Origin of the sequence: Actinoplanes sp. NPDC026623, from assembly GCF_040638275.1 — a bacterium.
Lineage (GTDB): Bacteria > Actinomycetota > Actinomycetes > Mycobacteriales > Micromonosporaceae > Actinoplanes.
The window spans coordinates 1-15,848 of the sequence record NZ_JBEZXZ010000024.1 but is presented as its reverse complement, the minus strand read 5'-3'; the positions used below and the strand labels follow the sequence as shown (position 1 = coordinate 15,848).

Genomic DNA, 15,848 nt, shown 5'->3' with positions numbered 1-15,848 from the left:
GGCGAAGCGGGTCACGCCGACCTCCTCGATCAGGACCCCTCGATCGCGTGCACCTGCGCGGCGGCCACGCCCGGCACGGTCCGGGCGAGGATGGCCACGACGGCCTGCTCCGTGTCGTTGTCGAAACTGCCGGTCACCGTGGCGATGCCCCTGTGGACGCCGGCCGTCCAGCCGCGCGATCCGTCGCCGTACTCGTCGATCCGGTGCTGCACCTCGCGGGCCAGCACCTCGTCGGTGCGCACCATCGAGCGCAGGATGTCGCGGCGGCTGACGATGCCGACGACGCGGTCATTCTCGATCACCGGCATGCTGCGGACGTCGTTGTCGAGCATCTGCGTGGCGACCTCGGCCACGTCGGCCTCGGGCCAGGTGGTCAGCGGGTCCGGGGACATGACCTCGGAGACCTTGCCGGGCCGCTCGCCCGGATCGGTGTCGGGGTAGTGCCGCAGCCGGGCGGTCGGGTCCGGCGGCACCCGGTGCCACAGCAGGTCGCCCTCGCTGATCATGCCGACGAGCCGGCCGTGGTCCACCACCGGCAGCGCGGTGACCGAGTTCGTGGTCATCATCTCGGCGGCGCCCTCCACCGAGGTGTCCGGCGCGACGGTGTGCACCGGTGTGGTCATGATGTCCTTGGCGCGCATGACGTCACCTCCCCGCCATCTGCTTCGTCAGGTCGACGAGGCGGCTGGTGTAGCCCCACTCGTTGTCGTACCAGCCGAAGACCTTCGCCAGCCGGCCCTGCGCCTGGGTCAGCCGGGCGTCGAACACGCACGACGCCGGGTCACCGATGATGTCGGTCGAGACGATCGGCGACTCCGCGTACCGGATGATGCCGTGCATCGGCTGCCCGGCCGCGGACGCGCCGGCGACCACCTCGTTGATCCGGGCCGCGGTCACCTCGGTGCCGAGTTCGAGCGTCAGGTCGCTGATCGAGCCGTCCACGACGGGGACCCGCAGGGCGACGCCGTCGAGCCGCCCGGCCAGTTCGGGCAGCACCAGGCCGACGGCCTTCGCGGCGCCGGTACTGGTCGGGATGATGTTCACGGCTGCGGCGCGAGCCCGGCGCGGATCCTGGTGCGGGCCGTCCAGCACGTTCTGGTCGTTGGTGTACGCGTGCACCGTGGTCAGGTAGCCGCGCTCGACGCCGAACGCCTCGTGCAGCACCTTCAGCAGCGGTGCCACGCAGTTGGTGGTGCACGACGCGGCCGAGACGATCAGGTGCCGGTCCGGGTCGTAGCTGTCCGCGTTCACGCCGGGGACGAGGGTGGCGTCGACGCCCTTGCCGGGGGCGGAGATCAGCACCCGGCCCGCACCGGCCTTGAGATGCAGTGCCGCATCGTCGCGGGTGCGCAGCCGGCCGGTGGACTCGATGACCAGGTCGACACCGAGATCGCCCCAGGGCAACGCGTCCGGACGGCGCTCGGCGAACGTGGGGATCTCGTGCCGGCCGACGATCAGCTTCTCGTCGTCGTAGCCGACCTCGGCATCGATGCGACCGAATGTCGAGTCGTACTCCAGCAGATGCGCAAGGGTGGCGGCGTCGTAGAGGTCGTTGATCGCCACCACCTGCAGGCCCGCATCGGACAGTGCTGTGCCGGCGAACCTGCGCAGGTAGTTACGGCCGATCCGGCCGAAACCGTTGATCGCAACGCGGTAGGTCATGGTAATCCTCCAGTGTTGTCCGCACCTTCAGTCTGTGCTCCGGCCCCGGCGCCGGGCAGGGCCGAAGTGCCCGCCGGGCCCGGGCGACCTGTCGCGAGTTGGGGCACTCTGTGGGCCTTTCGGCCCTGACCCGATCGGCCGTGATCTGTCACCGTGAGGTGACATCCGAAGTCCGGAGGTTCCGTCATGAGCGCTCACGCGAACCACGTGACCCGAACCGAGGCCCGCGCCGCCCTCGAGGCGGCCGCCCGGGCTTCGCTGCGGGCGCCGTCGGTGTTCAACACACAGCCATGGAAGTGGCGACTCACCGGCGAAGTCATCGAGCTGTCGTCGGACCCGGAGCGACGCCTCGGACTGACCGACGCCGAGGGGCGCCTGCTGCTGCTCAGCTGCGGCGGCGCGCTGCACCACGCGCGCGTCGCGCTGGCCGCCGCCGGCTGGCTCGCCGACGTTCAGCGCCTGCCGGACGAGCGGCGCCCGGACCTGTTGGCCCGGCTGCGGGTGACCGGCCGCACCACCGCGGATCCGGCCGCCAGGAACCTGGCCGGCGCCATCGGCCGGCGCCGCACCGACCGCCGCGCCTTCGGCGAGCGCCAGGTGTCGGCGGAGACAATGACCCGGCTACGCCGATCGGTCGAGGCGGAAGGCGCCTGCCTGCACCTGGTTCCGGACGAACGCGTGCCCGAGCTGGCCGTGGCGGTGGACGAGGCGGCCGACGTCGAGTACTTCGACCCCGCGTACCGCACGGAGCTCACCCGCTGGACCAGCCGCCCGGCCTGGACCCGCGACGGCGTGCCGCCGGCCACCGCGGTGCAGCCCGCCCTGCGCCGCGTCCCGATACGCGACTTCCTGCCCGACGGCTCTCCCGGGCTGCTCGCCGGCGCCGACCACGACGAGGGCGCCGCCTACGTGATCCTGTTCGGCACCGGAGACCGCCCGGCCGACCTGCTGCGCGGCGGGGAGGCGATGTCGGCACTGCTGCTCCAGGCCACCAGCGAGGGCCTGTCCAGCGCGCCGATCAGCGAGGCTGTCGAGATCGCCTGGCCGCGCCGGCTGCTGCGCCAGTTGCTGTCCGACATCGGCGAGCCCTACCTCGTCATCCGTCTCGGCTACGTCGAATCCGCCGAGGTGCTGCCCGTCTCACCACGACGAGACGTCCGGGACATCCTCCAGATCGACGAATAGCCGTTCCGGTGCGGGAATTCGCCGACTTCCTCAGCGGTCAGCCGCCGTTCGACGCGCTCGACGCCGAAGATCTGGCCCGGCTGGTGTCCCGGATGGAGGTCGAGGGCGGTGATCGGCTTCGGCATCGGTAGGTGGTCCGGACCGGCGCCGCCACGAAAGGCGGCGCCCACCGGCGAGGCGCTCCTGGCTACCCGTGAGGGGGAGGCGAGAACGGCTCGGTCGCGACCGGAACGCGCTCTGCGCCGCATCCGCCACCCGGGGCTTTCACCCCAGTACCGGTGGGCTCCCCTTCATACTTCCCGCACGCCCGCCGGGCCACCAGGGTCTTCCGTCCCGTCCTACGGCACCGGTTGGCGCACCCGTGGTGTCGGGACCCGCGGATCAAAGCTCGCGGCGGTTGCCGAGCGTGACCGCACCGGCCAGGGCCAGAACGGCCAGCACGCCGGTCACCGCCAGCGCGGGAAGGTAGTCCGCCGGCGCCGCACCGGCGGTAAGGGCGGTGACGGCGCCCAGCAGGCCGGTCGGCAGCCAGGTGTTCGCCTGGGCGACGCCGCCAAGGATGCCGGTGAACAGCAGCAGGACGAGCGTGACGCCGGCTGCCGCCAGCACGCCGCGCACCAACGCCGCCACGAACGCGACCAGCGCGACGGCGAATGCCAGGAAGGCCACGCCGTACGCCGTCCCCACCAGCATCGCCCCCGCGGGTGGAGCACCCAGCAGCACCGTCGTCTCGTACCACGCGCAAGCCGACCCGGCGACGAAGCCGGCGGCGGCCCCGCCGACGGTGACTCCGTATGCCGGGAGCACGATCGAGTGGACGCCGGTGACCCGGGTACGCAGGAAGACGGCCATTTCGCGGCGGGCGTCGAACGCCAGCGCCGAGGCGGCGATCAACACCACGACGAGAAGGCCGATCTGCGAGGCGTTGCCGGCGAACTGTGCAACGCCGTCGGCGGGCGCGGGATCGGGGAACTGCACCTGGACGCCCTCGGTGCCGACGGCGCGGAGTATCTCGCCCAGGTAGCGGGCGGTCAGGGGTCCGGTGAGGCCGAAGAACGCGTATACCGCGATCAGGGCGGGCAGGCGCCGGGTTCGTACCAGGCGCAGCCACTCCAGGCGCCACAGTGTCATGTGGTCAGCTCCAGGAAGACGTCCTCCAGTTGGGCCTCGCGCGGGCCGAGGCTGACGACTTTCGCGCCTGCCTCGGTGAGCACGCCGGCGAGGTGGGTCTCCGCCTCATCCAGCGTGCGCACGCCGACGACCAGGTCACCGGCTTCGGCGTGCACCGATGTCACCCACGGCCGCTGTCGTAGGAGCGCTGCCGCCCGGTCCCCGCCGCTGCGCAACCGGACGCGATAGGCCGGCGTCGCCCGCCCGATGAGCAGCTCCTCCAGCGGGCCCTGGAATAGCAGCCGTCCCGCGCGCAGGACGCCGATCCGATCGCAGACCTCCTGCACGTCGGCCAGGATGTGGCTGGAGAAGACGACTGTCGCATGCCCGCGCAGCCGGGAGATGAGGTCGAGCACCTCCCGGCGCCCGGCCGGGTCGAGGGCGGACGCCGGCTCGTCGAGCAGCAGCAGTTCCGGCTCCCCCACCACCGTGCAGGCCAGGCCCAGGCGCTGCAGCATGCCCCGCGAATAGCCGCCCACCCGGCGGTCCGCCGCGTCGGCGAGGCCGGTCTCCGCCAGCACGGCGTCGACGCGCGCGGCCCGCTGACCAGCCAGGTGCGCGGCATGCGCCGTCACCGATCCTCGCGGAGGGGCCGGAAGTCCCTTGGCCGGCCGTCAGCCGTCCGATGGACCGATCCCAGGCGGCACCGTCAAGGGGTGACGTTTCTCGTCCCTGGCCGCCAATCCTTCGACGCCGCGCAGGAACTGGCCCCGAGTGATCTCACCCATCCTCGTCGTCCGCACGGGTGACCGGCAGGGACCTGTGTCCTGCGCGCGCGTGGCCAAGGACCCGGTGGCAGACGTCGGGACCTTGGTCCCGGTGAGACGGGCGCTTGGGCACAGGCGCGACCCAGACGTGTCCGGCAATCTCAGAGGCACAGACATCAATCAAGGAGGCAACAATGTCGGTCATCGGCCGAGGCACGGCGGCTCACCTCGAGAACGTTGAGGCGCCTGGCTCGATTCTCACCCACGCCGCCGCCAAGGCCCTCGCGGTGCTGCGCGTCTCCACCGGCTTCGTGTTCCTGTGGGCGTTCCTCGACAAGACCTTCGGCTTCGGGTACGCGACACCGTCGGCCAAGGCATGGATCAACGGCGGCTCGCCCACCAAGGGCTTCCTGTCCAGTGTGGACGTCGGCCCGTTCCAGAGCTTCTTCCACAGCATCGCCGGCGACACCTGGACCAACTGGGCGTTCATGCTCGGCCTGCTCGGCATCGGCCTGGCCATGACCCTCGGCATCGGCCTGCGCGTCGCCGCCGGCGCCGGCGCCCTCATGATGGCCTTCATGTGGGCCGCCGAATGGCCCATCGCCTCCGGCTCCAGCAACCCGATCACCGACTACCACTTCATCTACGCGGTCGTCGGCATCGTCCTGGCACTCACCTACGCCGGACACACCTGGGGCCTGGGACGCCGGTGGGCCGCCCTGCCCATCGTCCAGAAGAACCGCTGGCTCATCTGACCAACCCGACACGGCGATGGCCCGATCCGGCAACGGACCGGGCCGAGCCGCGTCGGCCCCTGTCCCGCCGCCGAGGTGGTGGCCGGGTTTGCACGGCCCTGAGGAGGAGAAGCCATGACTGTTTTGGTCGCCTACGGAACGACCGGCGGATCCACCGCGGAGATCGCCGGCTGGATCGCCGAGGAACTCCGCGCCGCCGGGCTCGAGACCCGGCTGCTTGCGGCCGGCGCGGTGGGCGACGTGGCCGGCTACGAGGCCCTCATACTCGGCGCCGCGATGTACGCGGCCGGCTGGCACGCCGACGCCCGCAAATTCGCCAGACGGTTCGCCGGCCGGTTCGCCGGCCGTCCGGTCTGGCTGTTCAGCAGCGGACCGCTCGACCACACCGCCGATGACACCGCGCTGCCACCGAACCATCAGGCCGAGGTGGCCATCGAGTTGCTTCAGGCACGGGAGCACGTGACGTTCGGCGGCCGGTTGACCGCCGAGGCGCACGGCTGGCTGGGCTTCGTGGCCCGCCGGCTGGAGCGCGACGGCCATGCCGGTGACTTCCGCAACCCGGACCGGATCCGGGCCTGGGCCCGGGGCATCGCCGGCGAGGTCGCCGCGGACGCGCCGCGCCCCGAACCCGCGTCGGCGCCGAGGCAGCCATGAACGACCCGCCGGTGCAGCGGCTGACAGCCGTCGACCTGATCAACCTCCACGTCGAGACCCCGGCGGCGCCGACCCGCGTCGGCGCCCTGGCCATCCTCGACGGGAGCACCCTCGTCGATCCGTCGGGCGGGCTGCGGCTGGCGGCCATCCGGGAAACCATCGGCCGCCGGCTCGACGGCGTACCGCGGCTGCGCCAGGTCATCCGCCGGGCCGGTCCGTTCGCGGGACGCCCGGTCTGGGCGGATGATCCGGCATTTCGCCTCGACCGGCACGTCCGGCAGGTCGCTCTCGCCCCGGGGCGGGACCTGAATGACCTGGCGATGCGCCTGGTGAACAGCCCGCTCGACCGGGCGCACCCACTGTGGTGCATGTGGTTCGTCACCGGTCTGCCCGGCGGCGACCTCGCCCTCGTCTTCGGAATGCATCATGTGGTGGCGGACGGCGTCACGACCGTGCGCCTGATCGGCTCCCTCATGGACGCACCGCCCATCCGGCCACAGCCGCCCGCGGTTCGGCGCTGGGTAGCGCAGCCCCCGCCCCCATGGGGTGCCCTCGTCCAGGACAATCTCCACGGCATGCTGTCAGCCCCGCGTTTCACACCGCCTGGTCAGTGGCGACGGATGAGCCAGATGCGCAACGCGCCGCGTACGTCGCTGAACCATCCGGTCGGGGCCAACCGGCGGCTGGCGGCGGTCACGATGGACCTCGCCGCGGCCAAGGCGGTGGCACACCGACATCGGTGCAAGATCAACGATGTGGTTCTGGCGGTCGCCGCGGGTGGCATCCGGGCCCTGCTGCAACACCGATCGGAGCCGGTCGACGGCGTACGCGTGCACGTCAGCGTCGCAGTCTCACTGCGGCCGTCCGGGATCGAGGCCGATGTCGGCAACCGCTCCGGCGGCATCGCCCTGCGCGTACCGCTCGATGCGGACCCTCACGAGCGGCTTGGCAGGATCGCCCGCGAGAGCGCCGAGGCCAAGTCCGGCCAACTGCCCACGGCCGGCAACAGCCTCCTGGTGTGGCTGACGCGAACAGGTCTGCTGCGATACTTCAGCCGCCACCAGCGCATGATCAACATCGTGGAGAGCAACGTCGCCGGGCCACCCGCGACGATCAGCCTGCTGGGCGCGCCGATCAGGAGCATCATCCCCATCGGCACCCTCGTCGGGAATCTCGCCCTCGGATTCCTCGCGCTGTCGTACGCCGGCCGGCTGACGATCGCCGTCCAGGCCGATGCCGACCGGTACCGAGACCTCGCGGTCCTCGTCGCGGCGATGGAGCACGACTGCTCGGCGCTGCTGACCAGTGGCGCACCGCCTCCGCCTCACCCGGTCGACAACCTGGTCACTTCGAGGAGAAAGGAGCTGAGATGAGCGTCCTCGGGAGAGTCCGGTGCGTATTCGGGCGGCACTCCGGGCAGTGGTCCGGCGCTGGCGGCCGATGCGAGATGAACCGCGTGTGCGCCTGCTGCGGGAAGAGCGAAGAACGCACGCGCCATGCCTGGAGCCCGTTCGCCTACGCCGCTGACGACCTATGCGAGCAGCTTCGCCGATGCGAACGTTGCGGCTCGGCGGAGTCCCGGCCGGTGCACGAGTGGGGACCTTGGCGATACCTGAACACCGAGTTCAACTCGCCTCAGGTCAGGGAGTGTCTGCGCTGCCACGCTACCGACAGGACCAACTACACCCTGCGCTGACGTCCATCCTTGTGCCTGTGCCGGCACGACCGCCCCGGCCTCTTGCCCAGGATGCGAGGATCGGGCATGAAGACGCCAGGGTTGCCGGGGCGGTTGCTGCCCGGTCTGACGGTGTTGCGCCACTATGAGCGGCCCTGGCTGCGCGGTGACGTGCTGGCCGGGCTGGCGGTGACCGCCTACCTCGTACCCCAGGTGATCGCCTACGCCGGCTTGGCCGGATTGCCGCCGGTGGCCGGTCTGTGGGCGATCCTCGCCCCGCTGGCGCTGTACGCGCTGTTCGGCTCGTCGCGGAACCTGTCGGTGGGGCCCGAGTCCACCACCGCGTTGATGACCGCCGCGGTGATCGCGCCGTTGGCGGGCGGCGACCCGGTCCGGCACGCCGCACTCGCGGCCGGCCTCGCCGTCATGGTCGGCCTGCTGTGCCTGGCGGCCTTCGTCGCACGGCTGGGCTTCGTCGCCGACCTGTTGTCCAAGCCGATCCTGGTCGGCTACCTGGCCGGGGTCGCCGTGACGATGATCGTCGGGCAGCTCGGCAAGCTCACCGGCGTACCGGTGGCCGGTGACGGCATCCCCGCCGAGCTCGCCTCGTTCGGCCGGAACCTCGGGCAGCTGCATCCCGGCACCGTGTTGCTGGCCACCGTCGTGCTCGGCGCGCTGCTGCTCGGGCAGTGGCGGTTCCCCGGCGTTCCGACGCCCCTGCTCGCGGTGCTGGCGGCCACCGGCGCCGTCGTGATGTTCGACCTGCAACAGCACGGCATCGTCGTGGTCGGTGCCGTTCCGCAGGGCCTGCCCACCCCGGCCCTGCCCGACCTCGGTGACCTGGGACAGCTGCTGTTGCCCGCGGTGGGAATCCTGGTCGTCGGTTACACCGACACCGTGTTGACGGCGCGGGCATTCGCCGATCGCAGCGGTCATCCCGTCGACGCCAACCAGGAGCTGCTGGCATTGGGCGTCGCGAACATCGGCGCCGGTGTGCTGCGCGGCTTTCCGATCAGCAGCAGCGGCAGCCGAACCGCGCTAGGTGTGGCCGCCGGTAGCCGCACTCAGGTGTATTCGCTGGTCGCCCTGGGTGGCGTCGGCGCGGTCCTGCTGTTCGCCGGTCCGCTGCTCGCCCATTTTCCCACCGCGGCCCTCGGTGCGATCGTGGTGTACGCCGCGACCCGGCTGATCGACGTCGCCGGGTTCCGCCGGCTGTTCCGGTTCCGGCGCAGCGAGTTCCTCCTCGCCTTGGCGGCGCTCGCCGGCGTACTGGTCTTCGACATCCTCTACGGCGTGCTGCTCGCGATCGGCCTGTCCGTGGCCGAGATGCTGCACCGGGTGGCTCGTCCGCACGACGCCGTACAGGGCTTCGTGCCCGGCCTGGCCGGCATGCACGACATCGACGACTATCCGCGGGCCACGACCGTGCCGGGCCTGCTGGTCTACCGCTACGACTCGCCGTTGTTCTTCGCCAACGCCGAGAACTTCCTCCGCCGAGCGCTCGACACGGTCTCCCGCCAGCCGGGCCCGGTCGCGTGGTTCGTGCTCAACGTCGAGGCCAACGTCGAGGTCGACAGCACCGGCCTCGAGGCGGTGGAGGCTCTTCGGGCCGAATTGACCCACCGTGGCATCGTCTTCGCGCTGGCCCGGGCGAAACAGGATCTGCTCGCCGCGTTGGGCGCCTACGGCCTGACCGCGACCATCGGCCCGGATCGGATCTTTCCGACCCTGCCCACCGCCGTCGCCGCCTACCGGGAATGGCGTCAGAGCCAGGTCGATGCCGGTGAGAGGTGAGCGGCGACGAACCGATCTTCCGCAGTCCTCGTCGGAGGGCGGTGCGGAAGGGAGACAGGTAGTCGCGTCCGGTAACGCGGAGGCGGGCCGCTCAGCCCACGCCGGCCCCGATCAGCTGGCCGATGCCGAAGGTGACGGCCATGGCCAGGGCGCCGCCGCCGACCAGGCGCGCCACCGCCCGCCCGACGCCCGCCGAACCCAGCCTCGCGCTGACCGCACCGGTTACGGCCAGGGCGAGGACGACCACCACGAAGGTGACCGGGACCCGCACGTCCGGCGGCGGGACCAGGATCGCGATCAGCGGGAGCAGCGATCCGGCGGTGAAGGCGAGCGCCGACGCGCCGGCCGCGTGCCAGGGGTTGGTCAGGGCGTCGGGGTCGATCCGCAGTTCGACGTCCGCGTGGGCGGCGAAGGCGTCGTTCGCGGTCAGCTCCTCGGCGACCTGGCGCGCGGTGGCCGGGCTCAGCCCCTTGGCCACGTACATCGCGGTCAGCTCGTCGAGCTCCTCGTCGGGGAAGTCGGCGAGCTCGGCGCGTTCCTTGCTGAGCAGCGCCCGTTCGGTGTCGCGTTGACTGCTCACCGAGACGTATTCACCCAGGGCCATCGACACCGCACCGGCCGCGAGGCCCGCGATGCCGGCCGTGGCGATCGGCGCGCTGTCCAGCGTGGCGCCGGCGACGCCGACGACCAGGCCCGCCGTCGACACGATGCCGTCGTTGGCGCCCAGGACCCCGGCCCGGAGCCAGTTCAGCCTCCCGGACAGCCCACCGGCGTGCGCTTCACCGGGATGGGTCACGGCCGAACGTCCAGATTCACGGAATGCATGATCGCTATCGTGCCCCGGTCCGCGAGCTCGCGACAGAGGCGGTCGGCCCGTTGTGTGTGGGTCAGTCGCCGCCGGGGCCGCCGGGTCCGCGCTGGGTTGCGGTGGAGCTGAAGTTGCCGGTCCAGGCGGATTTCGATCCGGAGTCGCCGATGCGGTAGGTGTCGTAGGCGGCCCAGCCGGAGATGGCGACGGCCAGCACGACGATGACCCTGGTGACCGCCCCGGACAGGGGCGCCAGATAGGTGCGCCGCCCGCTCGCCGGCGCGCCCGCGACCGGCGTCGCCTCGCGCTGCCGCCACCAGATCACCAGGGCCAGCACCGCCACCGGGATAGCGGCCCAGATGGCGGTGTCGCCGAGCTCCGCGTGCTCACGCAGCAGCGCGGTTTCGGTGACCCGGTGCTCCAGCCATTCACCGGCGCTCGTCGTGACGGGTACCAGGGCGACGACGAGCAGGGAGAGAATCGCGTTCGGGCCGGCGAAGCGGCGGCGTGCCCCGGGCCAGACGGCGGTCAGCAGAAGCAGCAGGGCGGCGAGCGGGAGCAGCACCACGATGGCGTGCACCAACAGGATGTGCGCCGGCAGTCCGTTGACGGTTCCCATGAAGGTCCTTCCGCGATAACAGAGGAATGCGAACCGGAGCCATCACATTCGGCCCGATACGTAGGCAAACGTTATTGGCCGAATCTTCGAACTCTCCCATTTTCGGCGGGGACGCTGGACCGACAGCCGAGCGGTAAGGGAGCCGGGAGTCGCCATGAGCTCTGCGAGTGTGATGGGCCGGGTCCGGCTCGCCAGGCCGACCGGGGCGGGCGGGCAGCGGGGCGCGGCGCGGCGCCGGTATGCCGACCTGGCCGGCTCGGCCGCCCTGTTCAGTGTCGTGGTCGTGGTCGGGCTGTGGCTGCACAACGGCGGTCTTCGTGCCTTCGCCGACGCCGGCGGGGCGGCGACCTCGATCGGCCGGCTCACCGGACTGGTCGCATCCGACCTGCTGCTGCTCCAGGTGCTGCTGATGGCCCGGATTCCGTGGGTGGAGCGCGGATACGGGCAGGACGCGCTGGCACGCCGGCACCGGCTGGTGGGCTTCCTGTCGTTCTGGCTCATGATCGGTCACGTCGTGCTGATCACCGTGGGGTACGCCCGGTCCGGCGGCGGTGGTGTCGTCGGCGAGGCATGGGACCTGGTGGTCACGTACCCCGGCATGTTGCTGGCGGCCGCCGGCACCGCGCTGCTCGTCCTGGTCGTGGTGCTCTCGATCCGGGTGGCCCGCCGCCGGCAGCGGTACGAGACCTGGCACCTCATCCACCTGTACGCCTACCTGGGGGTGGGCCTGGCGCTGCCGCACCAGTTGTGGACCGGCGCGGACTTCATCGCGTCGCCGGTGGCGCGGCTGTACTGGTGGGGCCTGTACGGCCTGACCCTGGGCGCGGTGGTGGTGTTCCGGCTGGGCCTGCCGGCGGCGCGTTCGGCGTACCACCGGCTGCGGGTGCACGCGGTCGTGCCGGAGGCTCCGGGCGTGGTCTCGGTGTATCTGAGCGGGAGGCGCCTGGACCGCCTCCCGGCCCGCGCCGGGCAGTTCTTCCTCTGGCGGTTCCTCGACGGGCCGGGCTGGACCCGGGCGCACCCGTACAGCCTGTCCTGCGCCCCGTCCGGCGAACTGCTGCGCATCACGGTCAAGGACCTCGGGGACGGCAGCTCGCGCGTCGCGGCCCTGCGTGCCGGCACCCGGGTGCTGGTGGAGGGGCCCTACGGTGCGCTGACATCCGAGCACGGTGCCGGCGCCCGCAAGGTTCTGCTGATCGCCGCCGGGGTCGGCGTCACCACCATGCGGGCGCTGCTCGACGACTTCGCCGGATCGGGCGCGGAGATCACCCTGCTCTACCGGATCCGGCGGCACTCCGACGCGGTGTTCCGCGCCGAACTCGACGACGCGGCCCGCCGCTGCGGCGTGCGGGTGGAGTATCTCGCCGGTGGCCGGGCCCGCCCCGGAGCGTGGCTGCCGGCGAGGTTCGCCCAGGTCAGCGACCTGGCGGCGCTGCGCTGGCTGGTGCCCGACGTGGCCCGCCACGAGGTATTTCTCTGCGGCCCGCCGCCCTGGATGGCCGCGGTGCGGGCCACGCTGCGCGACGCGGGCGTGCGCCCCGACCACGTTCACGCCGAGGAGTTCGCATGGTGAACCCGCTGCTTCGATCCGGGAGGCGATGAGAATGCGACGGATCACCCTGCTGATCGTGTCGACCCTGGCCGCGCTGGTCCTGCTGTTCAGCTACCGCACGAGCACCGAGGGATCGCTGCCCGGCGCCGTCTCGGCCGCCGCCGCACCCGGCGTCGTTCCCGACGCCACCTCGTCCGGGTCTCCGGCCGCGGGGACCACCACCGTCAACGGGACGGCGGTGCAGACCCGCTGGGGGCCGGTGCAGGTCCAGATCACGATCGCCGGCCAGGAGATCACCGAGGTGCGGGCCTTGCAGCGCCCGACCGGCAACAGCCGCGACGACCAGATCAACGGGTACGCCCTGCCGAAGCTGCGGCAGCAGGTCCTCCAGGCGCAGAGTGCCCGGATCGACGGGGTCAGCGGGGCCACGGTGACCAGCGACGGCTACCGGGAGTCGCTTCAGGCGGCTCTCGACGCGGTGCATGCCCGATGACCGGCCTGCCTGCGAGAGTGGCACCATGACGGACGCTGCCCCGCCCGCGGCCCGGGTGCTGGTGGTCGAGGACGACCGCGAGCTGGGCCCGCTGCTGCTGCGCCTGTTCCGCGGTGCCGGGTACTCCGCCGACCTCGCCCCGGACGGCCAGGCCGGACTGCATCTGGCGCTGACCCGCCCGTACGACGCGATGATCCTCGACCGGGGCCTGCCCGCGATCGAGGGCCTCGACCTGCTCGGCCGGCTGCGCAGGTCCGGGGTCACCGTTCCGGCGCTCGTGCTGACCGCGCTCGGCACCGTGTCGGACCGGGTGGCCGGGCTGGACGGCGGTGCCGAGGACTATCTCGTCAAGCCGTTCGAGATCGACGAACTGCTCGCCCGGGTCCGGGTGCTCCTGCGCCGGCGTTCCCCGTCGGAGGAGCAACTGGCGGTCGGGGGTGCGGCGTTCGACCTGATCGCCAGGACGGTGACCGGCCCGGACGGATCGGTCGTGGCGTTGTCCGGCCGCGAGAGCGATCTGCTGCGGCTGCTGGCCCGGAACCCGGCGCGGGCGTTCTCCCGGGAGGAGATCCGGGACCAGGTCTTTCCCGATTCCGCCGGTGTCGCCCTGGTCGACACCTACGTGCACTATCTGCGGCGCAAGCTCGGCACGACCGCGATCTCCACCGTGCGGGGCGTCGGCTATCGGCTCGGGCGCGGATGAAGCGCCGGAGCCCGGCGAGACCTGATCCGGATCAGGTGTTGCTGTCGCGGGCACGTCGCCTCATCGCCCTGCAGACCGCGGCCGCGATCACCGTGAGCCTGCTGGTCCTCGGTGGGCTGGTGCTTGCGGTGGTGACCCACAGCCAGAAGGTCGCCGCCGCGACGCTGCTGCGGCAGACCGCGGCGAGCGCGGAGGACGTCCGGGATCCGCCACCTGACATGTGGATCTTTGTTGAGGATTCCCGCGGCGGCATCAGGGCCACCCCGGGCGCGCCCGGGCGGCTCCCCGACCGCGATGCCCTCCAGCGTGTCCGCGCCGGCGGGACGGACGAGACCACCGGGATCGCCGGCCGCGAGGGCGGCTACCTCGCCCTGACCCGGCGGCGAGGGAATCGCACGGTGCAGGTCGTCATGAGCCGGCACGAGCAGCACGACGAGCGGGAGCGGGTGCTCGGCGCCCTCGTCATCGGGGAACTCGTCGGCCTGCTCATCGCGGCGTTGTCCGCTGCCCTGCTCGCCCGCCGCGCCACGGCGCCACTGGCGGATGCCCTCGCCCGGCAACGGCGGTTCGTCGCCGACGCCAGCCACGAACTGCGCACCCCGCTGACCCAGTTGCACACCCGGGCGCAACTGCTCCAGATGGACCTGCGCGCGGGTGCCGGCCTCGCGGACGTCACCGCCGACGTCGACCGGCTCGTCACCGGCACCCGGCACCTCGGCGAGGTGGTCGAGGACCTGTTGCTCTCCAGCCAGGCCGGCCGCCGGGACGACGCCCGCGCGCCCGTCGACCTCACCGGGGTCGCTGCCGACGTCATCGCCGACCAGGCCAATCGGGCCAGGGAACAGGACGTGGACCTGACGCTGCTTCCCGGCGCCGGCACCTCATCGATGGTCCTCGGTCACGAGGCCGCCCTGCGGCGCGTGCTCACCGCCCTGGTCGACAACGCCCTGAGCCACACCCCACCCGGCGGTCACGTACGCGTCGAACTCGGCGCGGACGGCGCCCTGGTCACCGTCGTCGTCCGCGACGACGGCACCGGCTTCGACCCGGCGGACACCGAACGGCTGTTCGCCCGCTTCGCCCGCGGCCACGGCGATCACCGCCGCTTCGGGCTCGGCCTGGCCCTCGCCCGGGAGGTGATCGTCGGCCACGGCGGCACCATCGAGGCGTGGGGCCGTCCAGGCGAAGGCGCCGCCTTCACCATCCGCCTGCCCGCGGCGACCGGATAGGACGTCGAGTCGGCCGGTCCGGTCTGCTCAGTGTGGTAGTTCCCCGCCGGCGCGGACGACGACGACACCGATGGCGGCGGCGCTCAGCAGGGTCAGGACCGGGCCGCGGCGCGCGGCGAGCAGCAGGACGGCCGCGGCGGCGAGGACGGCGTACTGCCAGGGCTCGGTGAGGGCGCGGGCGAGGGGTACGGCGGAGCCGAGGATGGCGCCGACGGCGGCCGGGCCGGCGCCGTCGAGAAAGGCCCGCACCCGCGCGTCGCCGCGGAGGCGGTCGAAGCGGTCGGCGCCGAGCAGGATGAACGCGAACGAGGGGCTGAACGCGACGGCGGAGGCGAGCAGGCCGCCACCGAGCCCGGCCGCGGCGTAGCCGACGACGGCGACGGTCTGCACGACCGGGCCGGGGGTGACCTGGCCGAGCGCGACGGCGTTGAGGAACTGCGCGTCGGTCATCCAGTGGTAGGTGCCGACGGCGTCGGCCTGCATGAGCGGGATGATGACGAACCCGCCCCCGTAGGACAGGGCACCGACCTTGAACGCGACCCAGGCCACCGACAGCAGCACCCCGCCGCCGAAACCGCCCGCCGCGAGCAGTGGCAGGCCCGGTGCCCGCCGGCCGCCCGACGTGATCGGCACCCGTTGCAGAAGGACCTCGACGATGCCGCAGGCGATCAGCAGCAGCACGAGCCACGGACCGAGGCCGGCGGCCCCGCTCGCGCCGAGGAACAGGTAGGCCGCCCAGCGCAGCCGGATCGACGCTGCGGGTGCTGCCCCGCTTCCCGTCCCGGCGGCTGCTGCCGGAGAAGCTGGCCCGGTTGCGCATCTTCGACGGCGCCGTGGTGACC

Annotated in this window: 17 protein-coding genes; 10 read left to right on the top strand and 7 right to left on the bottom strand. The window is 72.2% G+C overall.

Features of this window, described 5'->3' with window-relative positions; all coding sequences use genetic code 11:
* Positions 1–29: 29 nt before the first annotated feature.
* A complete protein-coding gene (locus tag AB0F10_RS10330) occupies positions 30–641 on the bottom strand; it encodes a CBS domain-containing protein (protein ID WP_360622176.1) in 612 nt (203 codons plus the stop codon).
* Between the two features lie 4 nt (positions 642–645).
* Complete coding sequence (gene gap / locus AB0F10_RS10325) at positions 646–1,662, bottom strand: type I glyceraldehyde-3-phosphate dehydrogenase (protein ID WP_360622174.1); 1,017 nt, start codon at positions 1,660–1,662, stop codon at positions 646–648.
* A gap of 186 nt (positions 1,663–1,848) precedes the next feature.
* Between gap and AB0F10_RS10320 the strand changes: the two genes are divergently transcribed.
* Positions 1,849–2,847, top strand: coding sequence for an Acg family FMN-binding oxidoreductase (locus AB0F10_RS10320; protein ID WP_360622172.1), 999 nt, complete (start codon positions 1,849–1,851; stop codon positions 2,845–2,847).
* An 8-nt stretch (positions 2,848–2,855) separates the two neighbouring features.
* Entirely contained in the window at positions 2,856–2,978 is a 123-nt protein-coding gene (locus tag AB0F10_RS10315) for a hypothetical protein (protein WP_360622170.1), read from the top strand.
* A 250-nt stretch (positions 2,979–3,228) separates the two neighbouring features.
* On the opposite strand, the gene AB0F10_RS10310 is transcribed toward AB0F10_RS10315, so the two are convergent.
* Together AB0F10_RS10310 and AB0F10_RS10305 are read right to left on the bottom strand one after the other, a co-directional pair.
* Positions 3,229–3,978, bottom strand: a complete 750-nt coding sequence (locus AB0F10_RS10310; protein ID WP_360622168.1) for a hypothetical protein — start codon at positions 3,976–3,978, stop codon at positions 3,229–3,231.
* Complete coding sequence (locus AB0F10_RS10305; protein WP_360622166.1) at positions 3,975–4,592, bottom strand: ABC transporter ATP-binding protein; 618 nt, start codon at positions 4,590–4,592, stop codon at positions 3,975–3,977. The genes AB0F10_RS10310 and AB0F10_RS10305 overlap by 4 nt, the downstream gene beginning before the upstream one ends.
* 326 nt (positions 4,593–4,918) lie before the next feature.
* Here AB0F10_RS10305 and AB0F10_RS10300 point away from each other — a divergent pair, with 326 nt between their 5' ends.
* The 4 genes from AB0F10_RS10300 (at position 4,919) to sulP (ending at position 9,602) form a co-directional block, all read left to right on the top strand.
* A complete protein-coding gene (locus tag AB0F10_RS10300; protein ID WP_360622164.1) occupies positions 4,919–5,479 on the top strand; it encodes a hypothetical protein in 561 nt (186 codons plus the stop codon).
* Positions 5,480–5,593: 114 nt separating this feature from the next.
* Positions 5,594–6,133 carry a flavodoxin domain-containing protein gene (locus AB0F10_RS10295; protein WP_360622162.1) on the top strand — a complete coding sequence of 180 codons (540 nt, stop codon included), beginning with the start codon at positions 5,594–5,596 and terminating at the stop codon, positions 6,131–6,133.
* Positions 6,130–7,506: a wax ester/triacylglycerol synthase domain-containing protein gene (locus AB0F10_RS10290; protein WP_360622160.1), complete on the top strand. Its 1,377-nt coding sequence runs from the start codon at positions 6,130–6,132 to the stop codon at positions 7,504–7,506. Before AB0F10_RS10295 ends, AB0F10_RS10290 begins: the two co-directional genes overlap by 4 nt.
* Before the next feature lie 389 nt (positions 7,507–7,895).
* On the top strand, positions 7,896–9,602 hold the full coding sequence (gene sulP, locus AB0F10_RS10285) for a sulfate permease (protein WP_360622158.1): 1,707 nt from the start codon (positions 7,896–7,898) through the stop codon (positions 9,600–9,602).
* Positions 9,603–9,693: 91 nt separating this feature from the next.
* Here sulP and AB0F10_RS10280 read toward each other — a convergent pair whose 3' ends face one another.
* Together AB0F10_RS10280 and AB0F10_RS10275 are read right to left on the bottom strand one after the other, a co-directional pair.
* Positions 9,694–10,398 carry a VIT family protein gene (locus AB0F10_RS10280; RefSeq protein WP_360622156.1) on the bottom strand — a complete coding sequence of 235 codons (705 nt, stop codon included), beginning with the start codon at positions 10,396–10,398 and terminating at the stop codon, positions 9,694–9,696.
* A gap of 91 nt (positions 10,399–10,489) precedes the next feature.
* A complete protein-coding gene (locus AB0F10_RS10275) occupies positions 10,490–11,029 on the bottom strand; it encodes a DUF2231 domain-containing protein (RefSeq protein ID WP_360622154.1) in 540 nt (179 codons plus the stop codon).
* 154 nt (positions 11,030–11,183) lie between these two features.
* On the opposite strand from AB0F10_RS10275, the gene AB0F10_RS10270 reads away from it, so the two are divergent.
* From AB0F10_RS10270 to AB0F10_RS10255, 4 genes are read left to right on the top strand one after another with little or no spacing between them, the layout of a single operon-like run.
* The gene (locus AB0F10_RS10270; RefSeq protein ID WP_360622152.1) at positions 11,184–12,602 is read left to right on the top strand and encodes a ferredoxin reductase family protein; all 1,419 of its coding nucleotides are present in this window, start codon (positions 11,184–11,186) and stop codon (positions 12,600–12,602) included.
* Positions 12,603–12,633: 31 nt separating this feature from the next.
* Positions 12,634–13,074 carry an FMN-binding protein gene (locus AB0F10_RS10265; RefSeq protein WP_360622150.1) on the top strand — a complete coding sequence of 147 codons (441 nt, stop codon included), beginning with the start codon at positions 12,634–12,636 and terminating at the stop codon, positions 13,072–13,074.
* A 25-nt stretch (positions 13,075–13,099) separates the two neighbouring features.
* A complete protein-coding gene (locus tag AB0F10_RS10260; protein WP_360622148.1) occupies positions 13,100–13,777 on the top strand; it encodes a response regulator transcription factor in 678 nt (225 codons plus the stop codon).
* A 35-nt stretch (positions 13,778–13,812) separates the two neighbouring features.
* Positions 13,813–15,006: a HAMP domain-containing sensor histidine kinase gene (locus AB0F10_RS10255; protein WP_360622146.1), complete on the top strand. Its 1,194-nt coding sequence runs from the start codon at positions 13,813–13,815 to the stop codon at positions 15,004–15,006.
* A gap of 27 nt (positions 15,007–15,033) precedes the next feature.
* Here the strand turns inward: AB0F10_RS10255 and AB0F10_RS10250 are convergent, their stop codons facing one another.
* Positions 15,034–15,555, bottom strand: a complete 522-nt coding sequence (locus AB0F10_RS10250; protein ID WP_360622258.1) for a chromate transporter — start codon at positions 15,553–15,555, stop codon at positions 15,034–15,036.
* Positions 15,556–15,848 lie beyond the last annotated feature (293 nt).

Excerpts from the sequence above, each read along its gene's own strand:
- AB0F10_RS10330 (WP_360622176.1), bottom strand. The coding sequence starts at position 641 with ATGCGCGCCAAGGACATCATGACCACACCGGTGCACACCGTCGCGCCG.
- gap (WP_360622174.1), bottom strand. The coding sequence starts at position 1,662 with ATGACCTACCGCGTTGCGATCAACGGTTTCGGCCGGATCGGCCGTAAC.
- AB0F10_RS10320 (WP_360622172.1), top strand. The coding sequence starts at position 1,849 with ATGAGCGCTCACGCGAACCACGTGACCCGAACCGAGGCCCGCGCCGCC.
- AB0F10_RS10310 (WP_360622168.1), bottom strand. The coding sequence starts at position 3,978 with ATGACACTGTGGCGCCTGGAGTGGCTGCGCCTGGTACGAACCCGGCGC.
- AB0F10_RS10300 (WP_360622164.1), top strand. The coding sequence starts at position 4,919 with ATGTCGGTCATCGGCCGAGGCACGGCGGCTCACCTCGAGAACGTTGAG.
- AB0F10_RS10295 (WP_360622162.1), top strand. The coding sequence starts at position 5,594 with ATGACTGTTTTGGTCGCCTACGGAACGACCGGCGGATCCACCGCGGAG.
- AB0F10_RS10290 (WP_360622160.1), top strand. The coding sequence starts at position 6,130 with ATGAACGACCCGCCGGTGCAGCGGCTGACAGCCGTCGACCTGATCAAC.
- sulP (WP_360622158.1), top strand. The coding sequence starts at position 7,896 with ATGAAGACGCCAGGGTTGCCGGGGCGGTTGCTGCCCGGTCTGACGGTG.
- AB0F10_RS10275 (WP_360622154.1), bottom strand. The coding sequence starts at position 11,029 with ATGGGAACCGTCAACGGACTGCCGGCGCACATCCTGTTGGTGCACGCC.
- AB0F10_RS10270 (WP_360622152.1), top strand. The coding sequence starts at position 11,184 with ATGAGCTCTGCGAGTGTGATGGGCCGGGTCCGGCTCGCCAGGCCGACC.
- AB0F10_RS10265 (WP_360622150.1), top strand. The coding sequence starts at position 12,634 with ATGCGACGGATCACCCTGCTGATCGTGTCGACCCTGGCCGCGCTGGTC.
- AB0F10_RS10260 (WP_360622148.1), top strand. The coding sequence starts at position 13,100 with ATGACGGACGCTGCCCCGCCCGCGGCCCGGGTGCTGGTGGTCGAGGAC.